The organism is Streptomyces sp. NPDC008317 (assembly GCF_042955955.1).
Classification (GTDB): domain Bacteria; phylum Actinomycetota; class Actinomycetes; order Streptomycetales; family Streptomycetaceae; genus Actinacidiphila.
This window is the reverse complement of record NZ_JBIBFQ010000009.1, coordinates 86864-101916: the sequence shown is the minus strand read 5'-3', so window position 1 is coordinate 101916 and position 15053 is coordinate 86864. Positions and strand designations below refer to the sequence as shown.

Here is a 15053-nt window from a genome sequence, read left to right as displayed (position 1 = left end):
GCCCCATGGACGTCATCCTGCGCGAGGTACGCGACTCGGACCTGCCCGTCTTCTTCCTTCAGATGCAGGACCCCGAGGCGGTACGGATGGCCGCGTTCACCGCCGAGGACCCGTCGGACAGCGCCCGCTTCCACGCCCACTGGGCCCGCGTCCGCGCCACCCCCGGCGTCGTCAACCGCACGGTCGTCGCCGCCTCCGACGGTACGGTCGTCGGCCACGCCGCCGTCTACGGCCCGCCCGAGGAGCGCGAGGTCACGTACTGGATCGGCCGCGAGTTCTGGGGTCGCGGCGCCGCCACCGCCGCCCTCCGCCAACTCCTCGCCGTCGCCCCCGAACGCCCCCTGCACGCCCGGGCCGCCGCCGACAACCCCGGCTCGATCCGCGTTCTGCGCAAATGCGGCTTCCACCCCACCGGCACCGACCGCGGCTTCGCGAACGCCCGCGGTGAGGACATCGACGAAGTCCTGCTCACCCTCTCCGCCTGACCTCGACTCCCGTCTCCGCCGGCCCACTTACCCGGGCGACAGGACCTCGCACAGGCGGGAGAGGGCGCCGGAGAAGGCGTGGTCGGGGGGTGTGGCGTAGCCGATGACGAGGGAAGTGGGGGCGTGGGCGGTGGGGGCGCCGTAGACGGGGAGGCCGCTGAGGGCCAGGCCGAGGGCGTGGGCGCGGTCCACGAGGGCTTGCAACGGGCCGGTCTCCGGGGGGAGTTCGAGTACGGCGTGCAGGCCCGCGGCGATGCCGGAGACCCGGACGTGGGGGGCGTGTTCGGCCAGGGCCGCCACCAGGCGGTCGCGGCGGGCGCGGTAGTGCAGGCGCATGCGGCGTACGTGGCGGTCGTACGCGCCCGATCCGATGAATTCGGCGAGGGTCAACTGGTCGAGCACCGGCGAGTGGTGGTCGGCCATCCGCTTCTCGCGCACGACCGCGTCCAGCAGGTGCGGGGGCAGCGCGAGCCACGCCAGCCGCAGGCCCGGCGCGAGGCTCTTGCTGGCCGTGCCCGCGTACACGACGTGTCCGGGCGCGAGGCCCTGGAGGGCGCCGACGGGCTGCCGGTCGTAGCGGAACTCCCCGTCGTAGTCGTCCTCCAGGATCACCGCGCCGGTGCTCCGCGCCCACCCCGTGACGGCCGTCCGGCGCCCGGGGGACAGCGGCACACCGGTCGGGAACTGGTGCGCGGGGGTCAGCAGCACCGCCTGCGCCGAGCCGTCCAGGCGGTCCACCCGCGCCCCGTCGTCGTCCACGTCCAGCGGCACCGTCTCAAGTCCCGCCGTGCGCAGCAGCGTTCGGGTGTCCGGGAAGCCCAGCGCCTCGACGGCGATCCGGCGGGCGCCCCGGCCGTACAGCGCGCGCGCCAGCAGACCGACGCCCTGCACGTACCCCGTGCAGATCATCAGGTGCTCCGGGTCGGTCCGCACCCCGCGCACCCGCGCGAGATACGTGCTCAGCGCCGCCCGCAACTCCGGCCGCCCGCGCGGGTCGGTGTACCCGAACGCCTCGTTCGGCGCCGCCGCCAGCGCCCGCCGCGCCGCCGCCGACCACGCGGCGCGCGGAAAGGACGACAGGTCGGGCGAGCCGGGCCACAGGCTGTACGGGAGGCCGGTCGCGTTGTCCGGCACCAGCTCGACCGGGGCGACGGGCGTACGGCGCACGGGGGCGCGCTCCGCCCGGCCGGGGACCGCGGCCGGGCGCGGCGCCACCGTCGTGCCCGAGCCCTGCCGCGCGGTCAGCCACCCCTCGGCGACGAGCTGCGCGTACGCGTCCGCGACCGTGTTGCGCGCGAGGCCCAGATCCCCGGCCAGCACCCGGCTGGACGGCAGGCGGGTACCGGGGGAGAGGCGGCCGTCGCGCACGGCCTCGCGCAGGGCCCGCTCAAGACCGGCCCGCGCGCCGCCGCCCGCCGCGGCCCGCGCGGCGGGGAGGTCGAGCAGCAGGTCGTAGTCGGCGGCGCGCTCACCGCGAGTGGCCCAGTCGTTCATGCTCCAAGTGGACCACGGCATGGAGCCACTTTCCTCCTACGGTGGAGGCATGACGACGACGACCGACGACACCGCTACCGTTCCCGCGCCCACGCGCCGGATCGACCTCAACGACAAGGCCCCCGACTTCTACGCGGCCATGGCCGCCCTCGACAAGGCCGCCGCCCGCGGCCTCGACCCCGCCGTCCGCGAACTCGTCCGCGTCCGCGTCTCCCAGCTCAACGGCTGCGCCTACTGCGTCGACAAGCACAGCGCCGACGCCCGCGCCCTCGGCCTCACCGAGCAGAAGCTGTACGGCGTCACCGTCTGGCGCGAGACGCCCTTCTTCACCGCCCGCGAGCGCGCCGCCCTCGCCCTGGCCGAGGCCGTCACCCACCTCGGTGACCACGGCGTCCCCGACGCCGTCTTCGACGAGGCGGCCCGGCTCTTCGACGCCGACGAATTCCCCCGCCTCCTGGCCATGTGCGTCACCATGAACGCCTGGAACCGGATCGGCGTCTCCTGCCGGATGTCCCCGGCGGTCCGCGCGTAAGGCGCGGTACGGCCGCCGGTCAGGTCACGCGCGGGGCGGCGGTACGGCCGCCGGTCAGGTCACGCGCGGGGCGGCGGTACGGCCGCCGGTCAGGTCACGCGCCGGGCGGCGGTACGGCGCCGGTCGCGTCACGCGTCGGGGTGGCGCGCCGCGTCGAGCAGGGAATGGGCGCCCCGCGCGACGAGTTCCGCGGCCAATTCCCTTCCGAGCCTTTCCGGCCGCTGCGCCGGACCGCTGACGGTGGCGGAAATCTGCGTCCTGCCGTCGAGAGACGTGACCTGTCCGAACAGCCGTAGATTTCCGGCCGGGTCCAATTCGGCGTAACCCCCGACCGGGACGCTGCACCCGCCGTGCAATTCGGCGAGGAACGCGCGTTCGGCGCGGACCCGCGCGTCGACGGAGGCGTCACCCGCGCAGGCGAGCAGGTCGCGTACGGCGGTGTCGTCCGCGCGGATCTGGATGCCGAGGGCGCCCTGGCCCGGACTCGGCGGGAAGAGGTCGAGCGGCAGCACCTCGCTCACAGCGCCGTCGAGACCGAGGCGGCGCAGGCCCGCCAGGGCCAGCACGACCGCGTCCAGCCCCTCGGTCGCCAGCTTCTCCAGGCGCGGCGGTACGTTGCCGCGAATCGGCACGATCCGCACGTCAGGGCGTACGGCGAGGAGCTGGCCGATCCGGCGGGCCGCCCCCGTACCGACCCTGGCCCCCTCCGGCAGCCCGGCGAGTGTCGCCCCGCACAGCGCGTCGGCCACGTCCTCCCGCCCCGGCGGCGGCAACAGGGTCAGGCCCGGCGGATTCGACGTCGGCAGGTCCTTGAGGGAGTGGACGACCACATCCACGTCACCGCGCGCCAGCGCGGCCTCCTGCTCCGTGCTGAACGCCGAACCGCCGCTCACCGCCGACACGTTGGCCAGCGGTGAGCGCCGGTCGCGGTCGCCGCCCTCCACGATCACCCGATGCCTGAAGGTCACCTCGGGAAACCGCTCCCTCAACGGCGCCAGATATTCACGCACTTGCGCCCTGGCGAGGTCGCTCCCGCGCGATCCGACAATGCAACGGCCCTGCTTTACATTCGCCAATTGCCCATGCCTCCAAGCGTTTCCGCTTCACCCTAAACCCGGCCGCCACCTCCTTTTGCACACACGTTGTCGGCAATACCGCGCGCCAGGGGACCGACAGGGGACCGGCCGTCAACCGGCCGTGGAGCGGCCGTCAACGGGCGGTGCCTCAGAAGCCGATGGGCTCGCGGAGCAGCAATACGGTGCCGCGCCCCGGCACGTACTCCGCGTTGAGGACCAGGAGGCGGTTCACGGTGCTCGGCCAGCCGTGCACCTCCATGGTCCTGGCGCTCTCCAGCGGCAGGCAGTGCTCCTCCACCCGGCGCAGCGCCGTCTCCAGGTCCGGCACGACCTTCTGCGCGCCCACCACCCAGATCGCGCGCCCCGCCCCGCCCGCGTACCCGGGCAACTGGCTCCCGCTGCCCGACGCGATCACCAGCGACCCCGTCTCGGTGACGGCGGCGACGCTCCCGACGCTGACGTCCGGAGCGGCCAGCGCCCGCCGGATCGCGTCCGCCTCGCTCGCCCGGTCCATGGCCAGCACGCGCGGCTTGACCGCCTCGTACCGCCCGCTCCCGTTGATGTCCTCCTCGATCCCGGACAGCCGCAGCGTCTCGCTGGCCCCGGTGAACACGCTCGCGCCCGGCGGGATCAGCTCGCCCACCCGGACCCGCGCGGCGGCCACGTCGTCGAGGATCTCCGCGTCGAAGCCGTGCAGCACCAGAGCCTCCGCCGCCCGCTCCAGCCGCTCCGCCGCCACCGCTTCCGTGAACGTGACGGCCGATGTCCGCGTACCCATGATCACTCCCGGCTTTCTGCCCGACCTGACGAATCAGCGCACCGCCCGTGGGTGGGCGGTGCGCTGATGTGTCGCACGGAAGCGGCCGAATGTGACCGACGGGGACGGCTTACGGCCGAAGCGCGGTCGAAGCGCGGCAGGAGTCGCGGCCGGGCCGCCCCCGCGGCGCCGTTACAGCCGCGTCGCGGCCTTGGCGGACTGCTGGTGCGGGACGGCCGAGAGGCCCTCACGGCCGAAGGGGTACTCGCGCATCTTGCGCCAGACGCCGTCCTCGCCCTGCTCGTAGAGGGCGAAGCTGATCGCGGTCCAGGCGGCGGAGAAGGTGGCGAGCTCGGACTGGGCCAGGTCCATGGCGGGGTCGGGGATGCCGTGGGCGACCGTGACGTGCGGGTGGTATGGGAACTGGAGCTCGCGGGAGACGGGTCCCGAGCGGACCTGCTCCTGGAGCTGGGCGCAGGCGTCGCCGCCGTCGGCGAGGCGGACGTAGACCACGGGGGAGAGCGGCCGGAAGGTGTCCGTGCCGTGCAGCCGCATCAGGAAGGGGCGGCCGTCGGCGGCGACCTGCGCGAGGTGGCGGCGCAGCGCCGGAAGCGCGCCGCAGTCGACCTCGGTGGGCGGCAGCAGCGTGACGTGGGTGGGGATCGCGTACGCCGCCGGATCGCCGAAACCGGCGCGCCGCTCCTGGAGCAGGCGCCCGTACGGCTCCGGGACCGCGATGGACACGCCGATCGTGGTGGTCGTGGAGGTCCCCACTGCGCTCACCCCTTTCCCCGTTCAGCCGGCCGCGTGGTCACCCCCGCGCGATGACCCCGCATGGTCATACAGCCATCATGCGGGACAATCATGCGAGAGCAGAAAAATCGTCCTCGGTACCGCCCCGTACCGTACTCAGTGCTTGGCGGGCAGGAACCCGACCCGGTCGTACGCCCCGGCCAGCGTCTCCGCCGCCACGGCGCGCGCCTTCTCGGCACCCTTCGCCAGCACCGCGTCCAACGTCTCCGGGTCCCCCAGATACTCCTGCGTACGCTCACGGAACGGTGTGACCCACTCCACGAAGATCTCCGCGAGGTCGGTCTTCAGCGCACCGTAGCCCTTGCCCTCGTACCGCTCCTCGAGTTCCGGAATTCCGGTACCGGTGAGCGCGGAGTGAATCGTGAGCAGATTGCTGATGCCCGGCTTGTCTTTTTCGTCATATTTGACGACCGTGCCGGTGTCCGTCACCGCGCTGCGGAACTTCTTCGCCGACGTCCTCGGCTCGTCCAGCAGATTGACCAGGCCCTTCGGCGACGCCGCCGACTTGCTCATCTTGGCCGTCGGGTCCTGGAGGTCGTAGATCTTCGCGACCTCCCGCACGATGTGCGGCGCCGGGATGGTGAAGGTCGGGCCGAAGCGCGTGTTGAACCGCTCCGCCAGGTCCCGGGTCAGCTCGATGTGCTGCCGCTGGTCCTCGCCGACCGGCACCGCGTCCGCCTGGTACAGCAGGATGTCCGCGACCTGGAGGATCGGATACGTGAACAGGCCGACCGTCGAGCGGTCCGCGCCCTGCTTGGCCGACTTGTCCTTGAACTGCGTCATCCGGGACGCCTCACCGAAGCCGGTCAGGCAGTTCATCACCCAGCCGAGCTGGGCGTGCTCGGGCACATGGCTCTGGATGAACAGCGTGCAGCGGTCCGGGTCGAGCCCGGCGGCCAGGAGCTGGGCGGCGGCCAGCCGCGTGTTCGCCCGCAGCTCGGCCGGGTCCTGCGGCACGGTGATCGCGTGCAGGTCGACCACCATGTAGAAGGCGTCGTGCGTCTCCTGGAGCGCCACGTACTGGCGGATCGCCCCCAGGTAGTTCCCCAGGTGGAACGAACCGGCGGTGGGCTGGATACCGGAAAGCGCGCGCGGGCGATCTGTTGCCATGTCCATCATTCTCTCAGGTGGTGACCCCGCTCCCATACCCCTGGTGGACACCACTGGCCGCCGTCGGTGAGGTTTCGCCGTGATCGCGGCGAGCGACGATAGAAAGGGGCGTCACCCCGCCCCTTCGCCCTGGCCTCCGACGTACAACGAACGGAGAACGCACGTGACCACCACCACCGCAGGTCCTTCCGGCACCGCAGGTACCACCGGCACCACCGGTGAGCGGATCGCCGCCGCCGAGGCGCACAGCGCGCACAATTACCACCCGCTCCCCGTCGTGGTCGCCACGGCCGAAGGCGCGTGGATGACCGACGTCGAGGGCCGCCGCTACCTCGACATGCTCGCGGGCTACTCGGCGCTGAACTTCGGCCACGCCAACCCCCGGCTGATCGCGGCGGCCAAGGCGCAGCTCGACCGGGTCACGCTGACCTCCCGCGCCTTCCACCACGACCGCTTCGCGGACTTCTGTACGCGGCTCGCCGAGCTGTGCGGCATGGAGATGGTGCTGCCGATGAACACCGGAGCCGAAGCAGTGGAGACCGCCGTGAAAACGGCGCGCAAGTGGGGCTACCGGGTCAAGGGCGTACCGGACGGCCGGGCCAGGATCGTCGTCGCGGCCGGCAACTTCCACGGGCGCACCACCACGATCGTCAGCTTCTCCACCGACCCCGAGGCGCGGGCGGACTTCGGCCCGTACACCCCCGGCTTCGTGACCGTCCCCTACGGCGACCTCGCCGCGCTCGAAGCGGCCGTGGACGACGAGACCGTCGCCGTGCTGCTGGAGCCGATCCAGGGCGAGGCGGGCGTCCTCGTGCCGCCGCCCGGCTATCTCGCCGGGGTGCGCCGGGTCACCGCCGAGCGCGGGGCGCTCTTCATCGCCGACGAGATCCAGTCCGGCCTCGGCAGGACCGGCCGCACCTTCGCCTGCGAGCACGAGGACGTCGTCCCCGACATGTACGTCCTCGGCAAGGCGCTCGGCGGCGGCGTCGTGCCCGTCTCGGCCGTGGTCTCCTCCCGCGACGTCCTCGGCGTCTACCGGCCCGGCGAACACGGGTCCACCTTCGGCGGGAACCCGCTGGCCTGCGCCGTCGGGCTCGAAGTCCTCGCCATGCTGCGCACCGGGGAGTACCAGGAGCGCGCCGCCGAACTCGGTGACCACCTGCACCGCGAGCTCGCCCTCCTCACCGGCTCCGGCAAGGTCACCGAGGTGCGCGGGCGCGGGCTGTGGGCCGGGGTCGACATCGATCCCGCCGTGGGGACCGGCCGCGAGATCTCCGAGCGGCTCATGGCGCTCGGGGTTCTCGCCAAGGACACCCACGGCAGCACCATTCGGCTGGCGCCGCCGCTCACCATCTCCAAGGACGACCTCGACTGGGGCCTCACCCAACTCCGCACGGTCCTCTCCGCCTGACCTTCCCCCCTCCCGCCGGCGGGGGCGGTTCCCTCCTCTCCGGACCACCCGCCGGTGGGGGCTGGCCGCGCAGTTCCCCGCGCCCCTGGCGGGCTGGGCCGTCTTTCGTCCGGGGGTGGGCCGATCTTTTGAGGGGCGCGGGGAACTGCGCGCTCAGCCACATTGCTGCCGCAGGTCACCACCGGGCCCGGAGGGGCAATTCGGTTGGCTTCGGGCTACCGGCCCGGTGGGGGCTGGCCGCGCAGTTCCCCGCGCCCCTGGCGGGGCGGGTCGTCCTTCGTCCGGGGGGTGGGCCGGTTTTTTGAGGGGCGCGGGGAACTGCGCGACATGCCACGACGTGCGTGCGGGTCACCGCCGGGCCCGGGAGGGGCGATTCGGTGGGCTTGCGGCCACCGGCCGGTGGGAAGGGACGGCTCGCCGTCCGCGGCGGAGGAAGCGCTCGGGGCGGGGCCCGGGGTGCTGGACGCCCTAGAGTCAGTGGCGTGCTTCTGGGAATGGTGTGTGCGCTGGGCGCGGCCGTGTGTTTCGGGGTGGCGTCCGTGCTGCAAGCAGTGGCGGCGCGGGCGGCGGCGGAGCCGGGCGGAGGCTCGGGCTCGGCGGTCGACGCGCGGCTGCTGGGCAGGGCCCTGCGCGAGTGGCGCTACGTGGCGGGCCTGGGCCTCGACGGCGTGGGCTTCGCGCTCGAACTGGTCGCGCTGAGGTCGCTGCCGATCTACGCGGTGGGCGCGGCCCTGGCGGCGAGCCTGGCCGTCACGGCGGTCGCGGCGGCGCGGCTGCTGGACACGCGGCTGTCGCCGCGCGAGTGGGGCGCGGTCGCGGCGGTGTGCGGCGGCCTGGCGCTGCTGGGCATGGCCTCGGGCAGCGAGGGGGCCGGCGCGGACCACGGCGGCACGGCGCTGCGCTGGGGCACGCTGGCCACGGCCCTCGCCGTCCTCGCGGCGGGCACGGCGGCCGGCCGCCTCCCCGAACGCTCCCGCGCGGCGGCGCTGGGCCTCGGCGCGGGCCTCGGCTTCGGCGTGGTCGAGGTCGCCGTCCGCGTCATCGACGGCATGACCCCGGTGGCGCTGCTCACCAACCCGGCCGTGTACGGCCTCCTCGTCGGCGGCGGAGCCGCCTTCCTGCTGCTGACCTCCGCCCTCCAGCGCGGCTCGGTGACGGCCGCCACCGCGGGCATGGTCATCGGCGAGACCGTCGGCCCCGCGCTCGTCGGCGTCCTGGCCCTCGGCGACCGCACCCGCCACGGCTGGGCCCCGGTCGCGGTCGCGGGCTTCGCCCTCGCGGTCGTCGGCGCCCTGGCCCTGGCCCGCTTCGGCGAGGTCGCCCCACCGGGGGAGGACGCGGAGAACACGACGGACGAGGCGACCCCCAGCCGCCTGTGAGCGGGGGTACGGACGCTCAGCCCGCCGCGCGCGGCGTCAGCGGAGCCGTCAGCGTACGGAGATCGATCGCGTTCGCCATCGCGCGGTAACCGGCGTCGTTGGGATGCAGGTGGTCGCCGCTGTCGTAGGCGGGGGACAGGCGGTGCGGCCGGGCGGGGTCGCGCAGCGCGGCGGACAGGTCGAAGACGGCGTCGAAGGCGTGGCCGCCGAGCATCCAGCGGTTGACGGTCTCGCGGATCCGCTCACCGGCGGGGGTGTAGGGGCGGGAGCCCTGGAAGGGCGGCAGGGTCGCGCCGTAGATCCGTACGCCCGCCGCGTGCGCCTGGCGGATGAGGGTGCGGTAGGCGTCGATGAGGTCGGCCGCGGCGAGGTGCCCGTGCGGGCCGCGGTCGACGCTGATGTCGTTGATGCCCTCCAGCAGGACCACGGCCGTGACGCCGGGCTGGCCGAGGGCGTCGTGGGCGAAGCGGTGCAGGGCGCTGGTGCCGAAGCGGGTGCCGGTGTCGGTGAGCACCCGGTTGCCGCTCAGGCCCGCGTCCACGACGCCGAGGAGCGGGCCGCCCGGCCGGTCGCGCAGCCGCCGGGCGAGGACGTCGGGCCAGCGGGCGTTGGCCGACGTGCTGGAACCCGCGCCGTCCGTGAGGGAGTCGCCGAAGGCGACCAGGGTGCCGCGGGCGGTGGCGGACTCCACGTCGAGACCGCTGAGGTAGTACCAGACCCCGTTCGAGACGGGGTAGTGCGCGGTGGTGTCGGCGGCGGCGAAGTCGCCGGGCGCCGAGTAGTACGTGGTCTCGGCGGCCAGCCAGTGCCGCCCCGACGCGCCCGCGTCACCGGGGAAGTAGACGCTGACCAGCAGATTCTCGTCCGCGTTGACGGTCATCGCGAGGGGGTCGGTCGCCGCGTCCCGCCCCGCCGGGACCGTCGTGGCGCCCGCCCCGGAGAACGTCGCGGTGTGATGCGTGCCGGGTACGGCGTCGCCGCCGTGCGCCTGGACGGCCACGTCCACGGCCCCGACCGGCAGCGGCCCGGTCCCGTACCGGTTCGACAGCCGCACGCGTACGCCCGTCCCGCCGATCGTCGGGTGCACGACCATGCGGACCGTGCGGTGGCGGACCCGCTGGCCGCCGCCCGCCAGGGCCGCCGTCCACGCGCCGACCCGGGTGAGCACGGGCCGCGGCGGGGCCGCGCTCTGCACGGCCGACCTGGCACCGGTCCCGGACAGGCCCGCGACGGCGAAGACGGAGCTGACGACGAACGCGAAGGCCACGACCGGCGGGGTCAGCCACCGCAGCCGCCGGCCCCGAAGTCCTCTCCCGTCAGCGGGAGTCGCCCCCATGGCCCCCTCCTCCGGAACGCGGTGTCACCGTCTGTGGAGCGTACGACACGGCCGCCCGCCGCCGACGGCGCGCCGCGGAGCCGGTGCCGGGTCAGACCGGCAGGCGGCGGAAGAGCGGCCTCGGGACGTGCCGCAGGGCCGACATGACGACGCGCAGGGTGCCGGGCACCCAGACCGTTTCGCTGCGGCGGCGCAGCCCGGTCTCGATGGCGACCGCGACGGCCTCGGGGGTGGTGGCCAGCGGGGCCTCTTCGCGCCCCGCGGTCATCTTGGTGCGGACGAAGCCGGGGCGGACGATCATGACGTGCACGCCGGCCCCGTGCAGGGCGTCGCCGAGGCCCTGGGCGAAGGCGTCGAGCCCGGCCTTGCTGCTGCCGTAGATGAAGTTGGCGCGGCGGGCGCGCTCGCCGGCCACGGAGGACAGCACGACCAGCGAGCCGTGGCCCTGGGACTGGAGGGCGCCCGCGCAGACCAGGGAGGCGGAGACGGCGCCGGTGTAGTTGACCTGGGCGACGTGGACGGCCGAGAGCGGTTCCTGCTCGTCGCGGGCTTGGTCGCCGAGGACGCCGAAGGCGAGCAGCACCATGTCGATGTCGCCCTCGGTGAAGAGCTTGCCGAGGACCTCCTCGTGCGAGGCGGGGTCGAGGGCGTCGAAGCCGACCGCGTGGACGTCGGCGCCGAGCGCGCGCAACTGCGTCGCGGCGGCGTCCAGCGCCTCGGAGGGGCGGCCCGCGAGATAGACGGTACGGGTGCGGCGGGCGATGAGGCGGCGGGCGGTGGCCAGCGCGATCTCGGAGGTGCCGCCGAGGATCAGCAGGGACTGGGGGGCGCCGAACGCGTCCTTCACGGGAAGCTCCTTCGAGGCTGTGGCGGCGGGCCCTAGAGGGCCAGGCGGCGGGCGAGGTCGGACGTGATCACGCCGCGCGGGTCGTACGTGGCGCGCAGGGTGCGGAAGTCGTCGAGGCGCGGGTACATCCGGGCCAGGAGTTCGGGCCGCAGCCGCGCGTCCTTGGCGAGGTAGACCCGGCCGCCCGCCTCCGCGACCTCCTCGTCCAGCTCGTCGAGGAATGCGCCGAGGCCGGGGAGCGCGGCGGGGATGTCGAGGGCGAGGGTCCAGCCCGCCATCGGGAAGGAGAGCCAGCCGGGATCGCCCTCGCCGAAGCGCTTGAGCACGGCGAGGAAGGACGGGCAGCCGCGGGCGCCGATCCGTCCGACGATGCGCCGCAGCGCCTCCTCCTGGCCGTGGCCGACGACGAACTGGTACTGGACGAAGCCGCTGCGGCCGTAGATCCGGTTCCAGTGCGGCAGCCCGTCCAGCGGGTGGAAGAAGGCGGACAGGCGCTGGAGTTCGCCGCGCCGCTCGCGCGGGGCCCTGCGGTACCAGAACTCGTTGAACAGGCCGACGCTGGTGCGGCCGAGCAAGCCCTCGGGGACGAAGCGCGGGGCGGCGGGCAGCCGTCCGGGGCGGAAGGCGAGCGGGTCGCGGCGGGCGCGGGACGTGGCGGGCAGCGCGTCGAGCGGGGCGTGGTCGCCGCGGGTGAGGACGGCGCGGCCGGTCTTCGCGCCGCGCGCGAGCAGGTCGATCCAGGCCACCGAGTAGCGGTACGTGTCGTCGGTCGCGGTCAGCCGCGCCATCAGGTCGTCCAGGTCGGTGGCGCGTTCGGTGTCCACGGTCATCAACGACGTCTGGACCGGCAGGAGCTGGAGGGTCGCGGCCAGGATGACGCCGGTCAGGCCCATGCCGCCGGCCGTCGCCCAGAAAAGGCCCGGCTCGTCCTCGGGCGTGACCAGCCGGGTCTCGCCGTCACCGGTGAGCAGTTCGATGGCGCGCACATGGCGGGAGAAGGACCCGGAGCCGTGGTGGTTCTTGCCGTGGATGTCCGCGCCGATCGCGCCGCCGACCGTCACATAGCGGGTGCCGGGCGTGACGGGCACGAACCAGCCGAGCGGCAGCAGCACCTCCATCAGGCGGTGCAGCGAGACGCCCGCGTCGCACACGACCAGGCCGTTGACGGCGTCGATCTCGTGGACGCGGTCGAGTCCGGTCATGTCCAGGACGGCGCCGCCCGCGTTCTGCGCCGCGTCCCCGTAGGCCCGGCCCAGGCCCCGCGCGATGGCGCCGCGGCCGTCGCTGCCGGTGACCGCCGCGACGGCCGCCTCGTACGTCAGGGGGCGCAGGACGCGGGCGGTGGTGGGGGCGGTGCGGCCCCAGCCGGTGACCGGGCCGACGCGGCTGGGGAGGTCGGCGGGGCCGGAGCCGCGATCGAGGGGGGCGGCGGTGGGGTCGGCCGAGGCGTCGGTGGGGTCGGCCGAGGCGTCGGCGGCGGTGCGGCCCTCGCCGGTGACGGGGACGGTCGTCGCGGAGGGTACAGGCATGTCCGTGACCGTAGCGCTCTGAGTGGTGCGAAAGATCACGAATAGTGCGTTATGCGGCTTTTCTCACTGAAAAGGGTGAGTGGTGGTGCGTGAGGAGCCGTCGCGCACGGTAAGCACTCGGGGTCCAAGTGTGATGACCCGACAATTCGCCCAGGTGGGGCGGCCGGTCGCCCAGCTGTGGCGGCCCCGGGTCACGAGCCGTCGCTGCGAGGGAGTACCGACCAGTGCGCTACCCCGACTCCGCCGCGGAACGCGCGGACCACCACCTGCTGGCCGCGCTGCGCCGCCGCGGCACCGACCCCCGCGTCGCGGGCGCGGCCCGCGCGCTGTCCTGGGCGGGCGAGCACGGCGCGGTCTGGCTGGCCGCCGGTCTCGCCGGCGCCTGCGCCGACCCCGGCCGCCGCGGCGCCTGGCTGCGCGCCACCACACTGGTCGGCGCGGCCCACGCGGCGAGCATGGGCGTCAAACGGGTCGTCCGCCGCCCGCGCCCGGTGCTGCCGGACGCCGAACCGCTGGTCCGCACCGCCGGACAGCACAGCTTCCCCAGCTCGCACGCCACCTCGGCCGCCGCAGCCGTCGTCGCCTTCGGGGCACTGATGCCCCGTGCACCGTTCGCCGCGCCGCTCCCGCCGCTCGCCGCCGCCATGTGCGTGTCCCGGATGGTCGTCGGCGTCCACTACCCGAGCGACGTGGCCTGCGGCGCGCTGCTCGGCGCCGTCACCGCCCGGCTCGGCCGGAACTGGGCCCTGCGCGGAGGGCGGCCGTCATGACGGAACGCACCGCCGCGCTCATCGACGACGTACCGGCGACCGCCGTCCCCTCGGCCGGACGCTTCCCGCCCCCGGTCTCCGTACGGGGCCTGCCCGCCGGTCTGGTGCGGACCGCCCGGCCCCGGCAGTGGGTCAAGAACGTCCTCGTGCTGGCCGCGCCGCTGGCCGCCGGACGCCTGCTGTCCGCGCACGCCGTACTCCAGCTCGCCGTCGTCTTCGTGCTCTTCACCGGCTGCTCCGCCGCCGTCTATCTGATCAACGACGCCCGCGACGCCGACGCCGACCGCGCCCACCCCGTCAAGTGCCGCCGCCCGGTGGCCTGCGGACAGGTCCCGGTGCCGGTCGCGTACGCCGCGGGCGGCACCCTCGCGGTCCTCGCGCCCGCGGCGGCCGGGGTGCTCTGCAACCCGGACACGGCCGGGCTGCTCGCCGGATACGTGGTCATGCAGCTCGCCTACTGCGTGTGGCTCAAGCACATGCTGGTCGTCGACCTCGTCATCGTCACCACCGGCTTCCTGATGCGCGCCATGGCGGGCGGCCTCGCCCTCGGCATCGACCTGTCCCGCTGGTTCCTGATCACCTCGGGCTTCGGCGCGCTGTTCATGGTCGCCGCCAAGCGCTACTCCGAACTCGTCCTGATGTCGCGGCTCGCCGAACGGGCCACGGCGGCGGCCCCCGCGGCCCCGACGGTCGGACCCCAGCCGGACGCCACCGCCCCGGCGGCCCCCGCGCCGCCCGAGGACTCGGAGGGCTCCGAGGTCGGCGCCTCCCGCGCCCTCCTCGGCGCGTACACCACCGGTTACCTGCGCTTCGTCTGGCAGCTCGCCGCGGGCGGCGCCGTACTCGCCTACTGCCTGTGGTCGATGGAGACCGGCGCCTCGCCCAACGGCTGGCTCCCCTGGCGGCAGCTCTCGATGATCCCCTTCATCCTCTCCGTCCTGCGCTACGCCGTCTTCGCCGACGCGGGCTCCGCGGGCGCCCCCGAGGACGTCGTCCTGCGCGACCGCGCCCTGGTCGTCATCGCCCTGGCCTGGGTCGTCCTCTACGTCCTGGCGGCGGTCAACCGGTGAGGGCGCGCTCCCCTCGGGGCCTGAGCTCGGAAGTCCTCGGCTTCGCCCTCGCGGGCGGCGCCGCCTACGCCGCCGACCTCGGGCTGTTCGTCTGGCTGCGCGGCCCCGGCGGGTTCGGGCCGATCGGGGCGAAGGCGCTGTCGTTCCTCGCCGGGTGCACGGTGGCGTATCTCGGCAACGCGCTGGGGACCTACCGGGGCCGGACCCCCGCGGTCGGCAGGGCGCGGCAGTACGGCGTCTTCTTCGCGGTGAACGTGGCGGGCGCGCTCGTGCAGTTGGGCTGTCTGGGCGTATCCCACTACGTGCTCGGGCTGGCCAGTGCGCGCGCCGATGTCGTGTCGGGCGCGGGGATCGGCATGGCTCTCGCGACCGCGCTGCGCTTCTGGGGAACCCGCACCTTCGTGTTCCGCGGGACTGCGCGGGCCGGGGGAGGGTAGGCCCCCC

At 74.4% G+C, this 15053-nt stretch carries 15 protein-coding genes; 7 read left to right on the top strand and 8 right to left on the bottom strand.

Annotated elements, in window-relative coordinates:
* The first annotated feature begins 5 nt into the window (after window positions 1-5).
* Entirely contained in the window at window positions 6-485 is a 480-nt protein-coding gene (locus ACFY9V_RS27060; RefSeq protein WP_391163352.1) for a GNAT family N-acetyltransferase, read from the top strand.
* A 27-nt stretch (window positions 486-512) separates the two neighbouring features.
* Here the strand turns inward: ACFY9V_RS27060 and ACFY9V_RS27055 are convergent, their stop codons facing one another.
* Window positions 513-2000, bottom strand: a complete 1488-nt coding sequence (locus ACFY9V_RS27055; protein ID WP_391163350.1) for an aminotransferase class I/II-fold pyridoxal phosphate-dependent enzyme — start codon at window positions 1998-2000, stop codon at window positions 513-515.
* A 28-nt stretch (window positions 2001-2028) separates the two neighbouring features.
* Here ACFY9V_RS27055 and ACFY9V_RS27050 point away from each other — a divergent pair, with 28 nt between their 5' ends.
* Window positions 2029-2511, top strand: a complete 483-nt coding sequence (locus ACFY9V_RS27050; protein WP_391163348.1) for a carboxymuconolactone decarboxylase family protein — start codon at window positions 2029-2031, stop codon at window positions 2509-2511.
* 128 nt (window positions 2512-2639) lie between these two features.
* On the opposite strand, the gene hemC is transcribed toward ACFY9V_RS27050, so the two are convergent.
* The 4 genes from hemC to trpS form a co-directional block, all read right to left on the bottom strand.
* The gene (gene hemC, locus ACFY9V_RS27045) at window positions 2640-3587 is read right to left on the bottom strand and encodes a hydroxymethylbilane synthase (protein WP_391163346.1); all 948 of its coding nucleotides are present in this window, start codon (window positions 3585-3587) and stop codon (window positions 2640-2642) included.
* A gap of 148 nt (window positions 3588-3735) precedes the next feature.
* Window positions 3736-4365, bottom strand: coding sequence for an LUD domain-containing protein (locus ACFY9V_RS27040; RefSeq protein WP_391163345.1), 630 nt, complete (start codon window positions 4363-4365; stop codon window positions 3736-3738).
* A gap of 171 nt (window positions 4366-4536) precedes the next feature.
* Entirely contained in the window at window positions 4537-5127 is a 591-nt protein-coding gene (locus ACFY9V_RS27035) for a 2'-5' RNA ligase family protein (protein WP_391163343.1), read from the bottom strand.
* A gap of 126 nt (window positions 5128-5253) precedes the next feature.
* On the bottom strand, window positions 5254-6267 hold the full coding sequence (gene trpS, locus ACFY9V_RS27030) for a tryptophan--tRNA ligase (RefSeq protein WP_391163341.1): 1014 nt from the start codon (window positions 6265-6267) through the stop codon (window positions 5254-5256).
* A 226-nt stretch (window positions 6268-6493) separates the two neighbouring features.
* On the opposite strand from trpS, the gene rocD reads away from it, so the two are divergent.
* Window positions 6494-7678 (top strand): ornithine--oxo-acid transaminase, encoded by a 1185-nt coding sequence (gene rocD, locus ACFY9V_RS27025; protein ID WP_355337199.1) that lies wholly within the window; start codon window positions 6494-6496, stop codon window positions 7676-7678.
* Between the two features lie 494 nt (window positions 7679-8172).
* A complete protein-coding gene (locus ACFY9V_RS27020; protein WP_355337201.1) occupies window positions 8173-9057 on the top strand; it encodes a hypothetical protein in 885 nt (294 codons plus the stop codon).
* A gap of 16 nt (window positions 9058-9073) precedes the next feature.
* Here the strand turns inward: ACFY9V_RS27020 and ACFY9V_RS27015 are convergent, their stop codons facing one another.
* The 3 genes from ACFY9V_RS27015 to ACFY9V_RS27005 all read right to left on the bottom strand — a co-directional run bounded on the left by ACFY9V_RS27015 (window position 9074) and on the right by ACFY9V_RS27005 (window position 12769).
* The gene (locus ACFY9V_RS27015) at window positions 9074-10393 is read right to left on the bottom strand and encodes a GDSL-type esterase/lipase family protein (protein WP_391163339.1); all 1320 of its coding nucleotides are present in this window, start codon (window positions 10391-10393) and stop codon (window positions 9074-9076) included.
* Window positions 10394-10484: 91 nt separating this feature from the next.
* Window positions 10485-11240, bottom strand: a complete 756-nt coding sequence (locus ACFY9V_RS27010; protein WP_355336857.1) for a decaprenylphospho-beta-D-erythro-pentofuranosid-2-ulose 2-reductase — start codon at window positions 11238-11240, stop codon at window positions 10485-10487.
* A gap of 32 nt (window positions 11241-11272) precedes the next feature.
* A complete protein-coding gene (locus ACFY9V_RS27005) occupies window positions 11273-12769 on the bottom strand; it encodes an FAD-binding protein (protein WP_391163337.1) in 1497 nt (498 codons plus the stop codon).
* Between the two features lie 224 nt (window positions 12770-12993).
* On the opposite strand from ACFY9V_RS27005, the gene ACFY9V_RS27000 reads away from it, so the two are divergent.
* Genes ACFY9V_RS27000 through ACFY9V_RS26990 form a run of 3 tightly spaced genes read left to right on the top strand, consistent with a single transcriptional unit; the run spans window position 12994 to window position 15046 of the window.
* Window positions 12994-13539, top strand: a complete 546-nt coding sequence (locus tag ACFY9V_RS27000; RefSeq protein ID WP_391163335.1) for a phosphatase PAP2 family protein — start codon at window positions 12994-12996, stop codon at window positions 13537-13539.
* Window positions 13536-14609, top strand: coding sequence for a decaprenyl-phosphate phosphoribosyltransferase (locus tag ACFY9V_RS26995; protein ID WP_391163333.1), 1074 nt, complete (start codon window positions 13536-13538; stop codon window positions 14607-14609). Before ACFY9V_RS27000 ends, ACFY9V_RS26995 begins: the two co-directional genes overlap by 4 nt.
* Window positions 14606-15046, top strand: a complete 441-nt coding sequence (locus ACFY9V_RS26990) for a GtrA family protein (RefSeq protein ID WP_355336861.1) — start codon at window positions 14606-14608, stop codon at window positions 15044-15046. Before ACFY9V_RS26995 ends, ACFY9V_RS26990 begins: the two co-directional genes overlap by 4 nt.
* The last annotated feature ends 7 nt before the right edge of the window (window positions 15047-15053 follow it).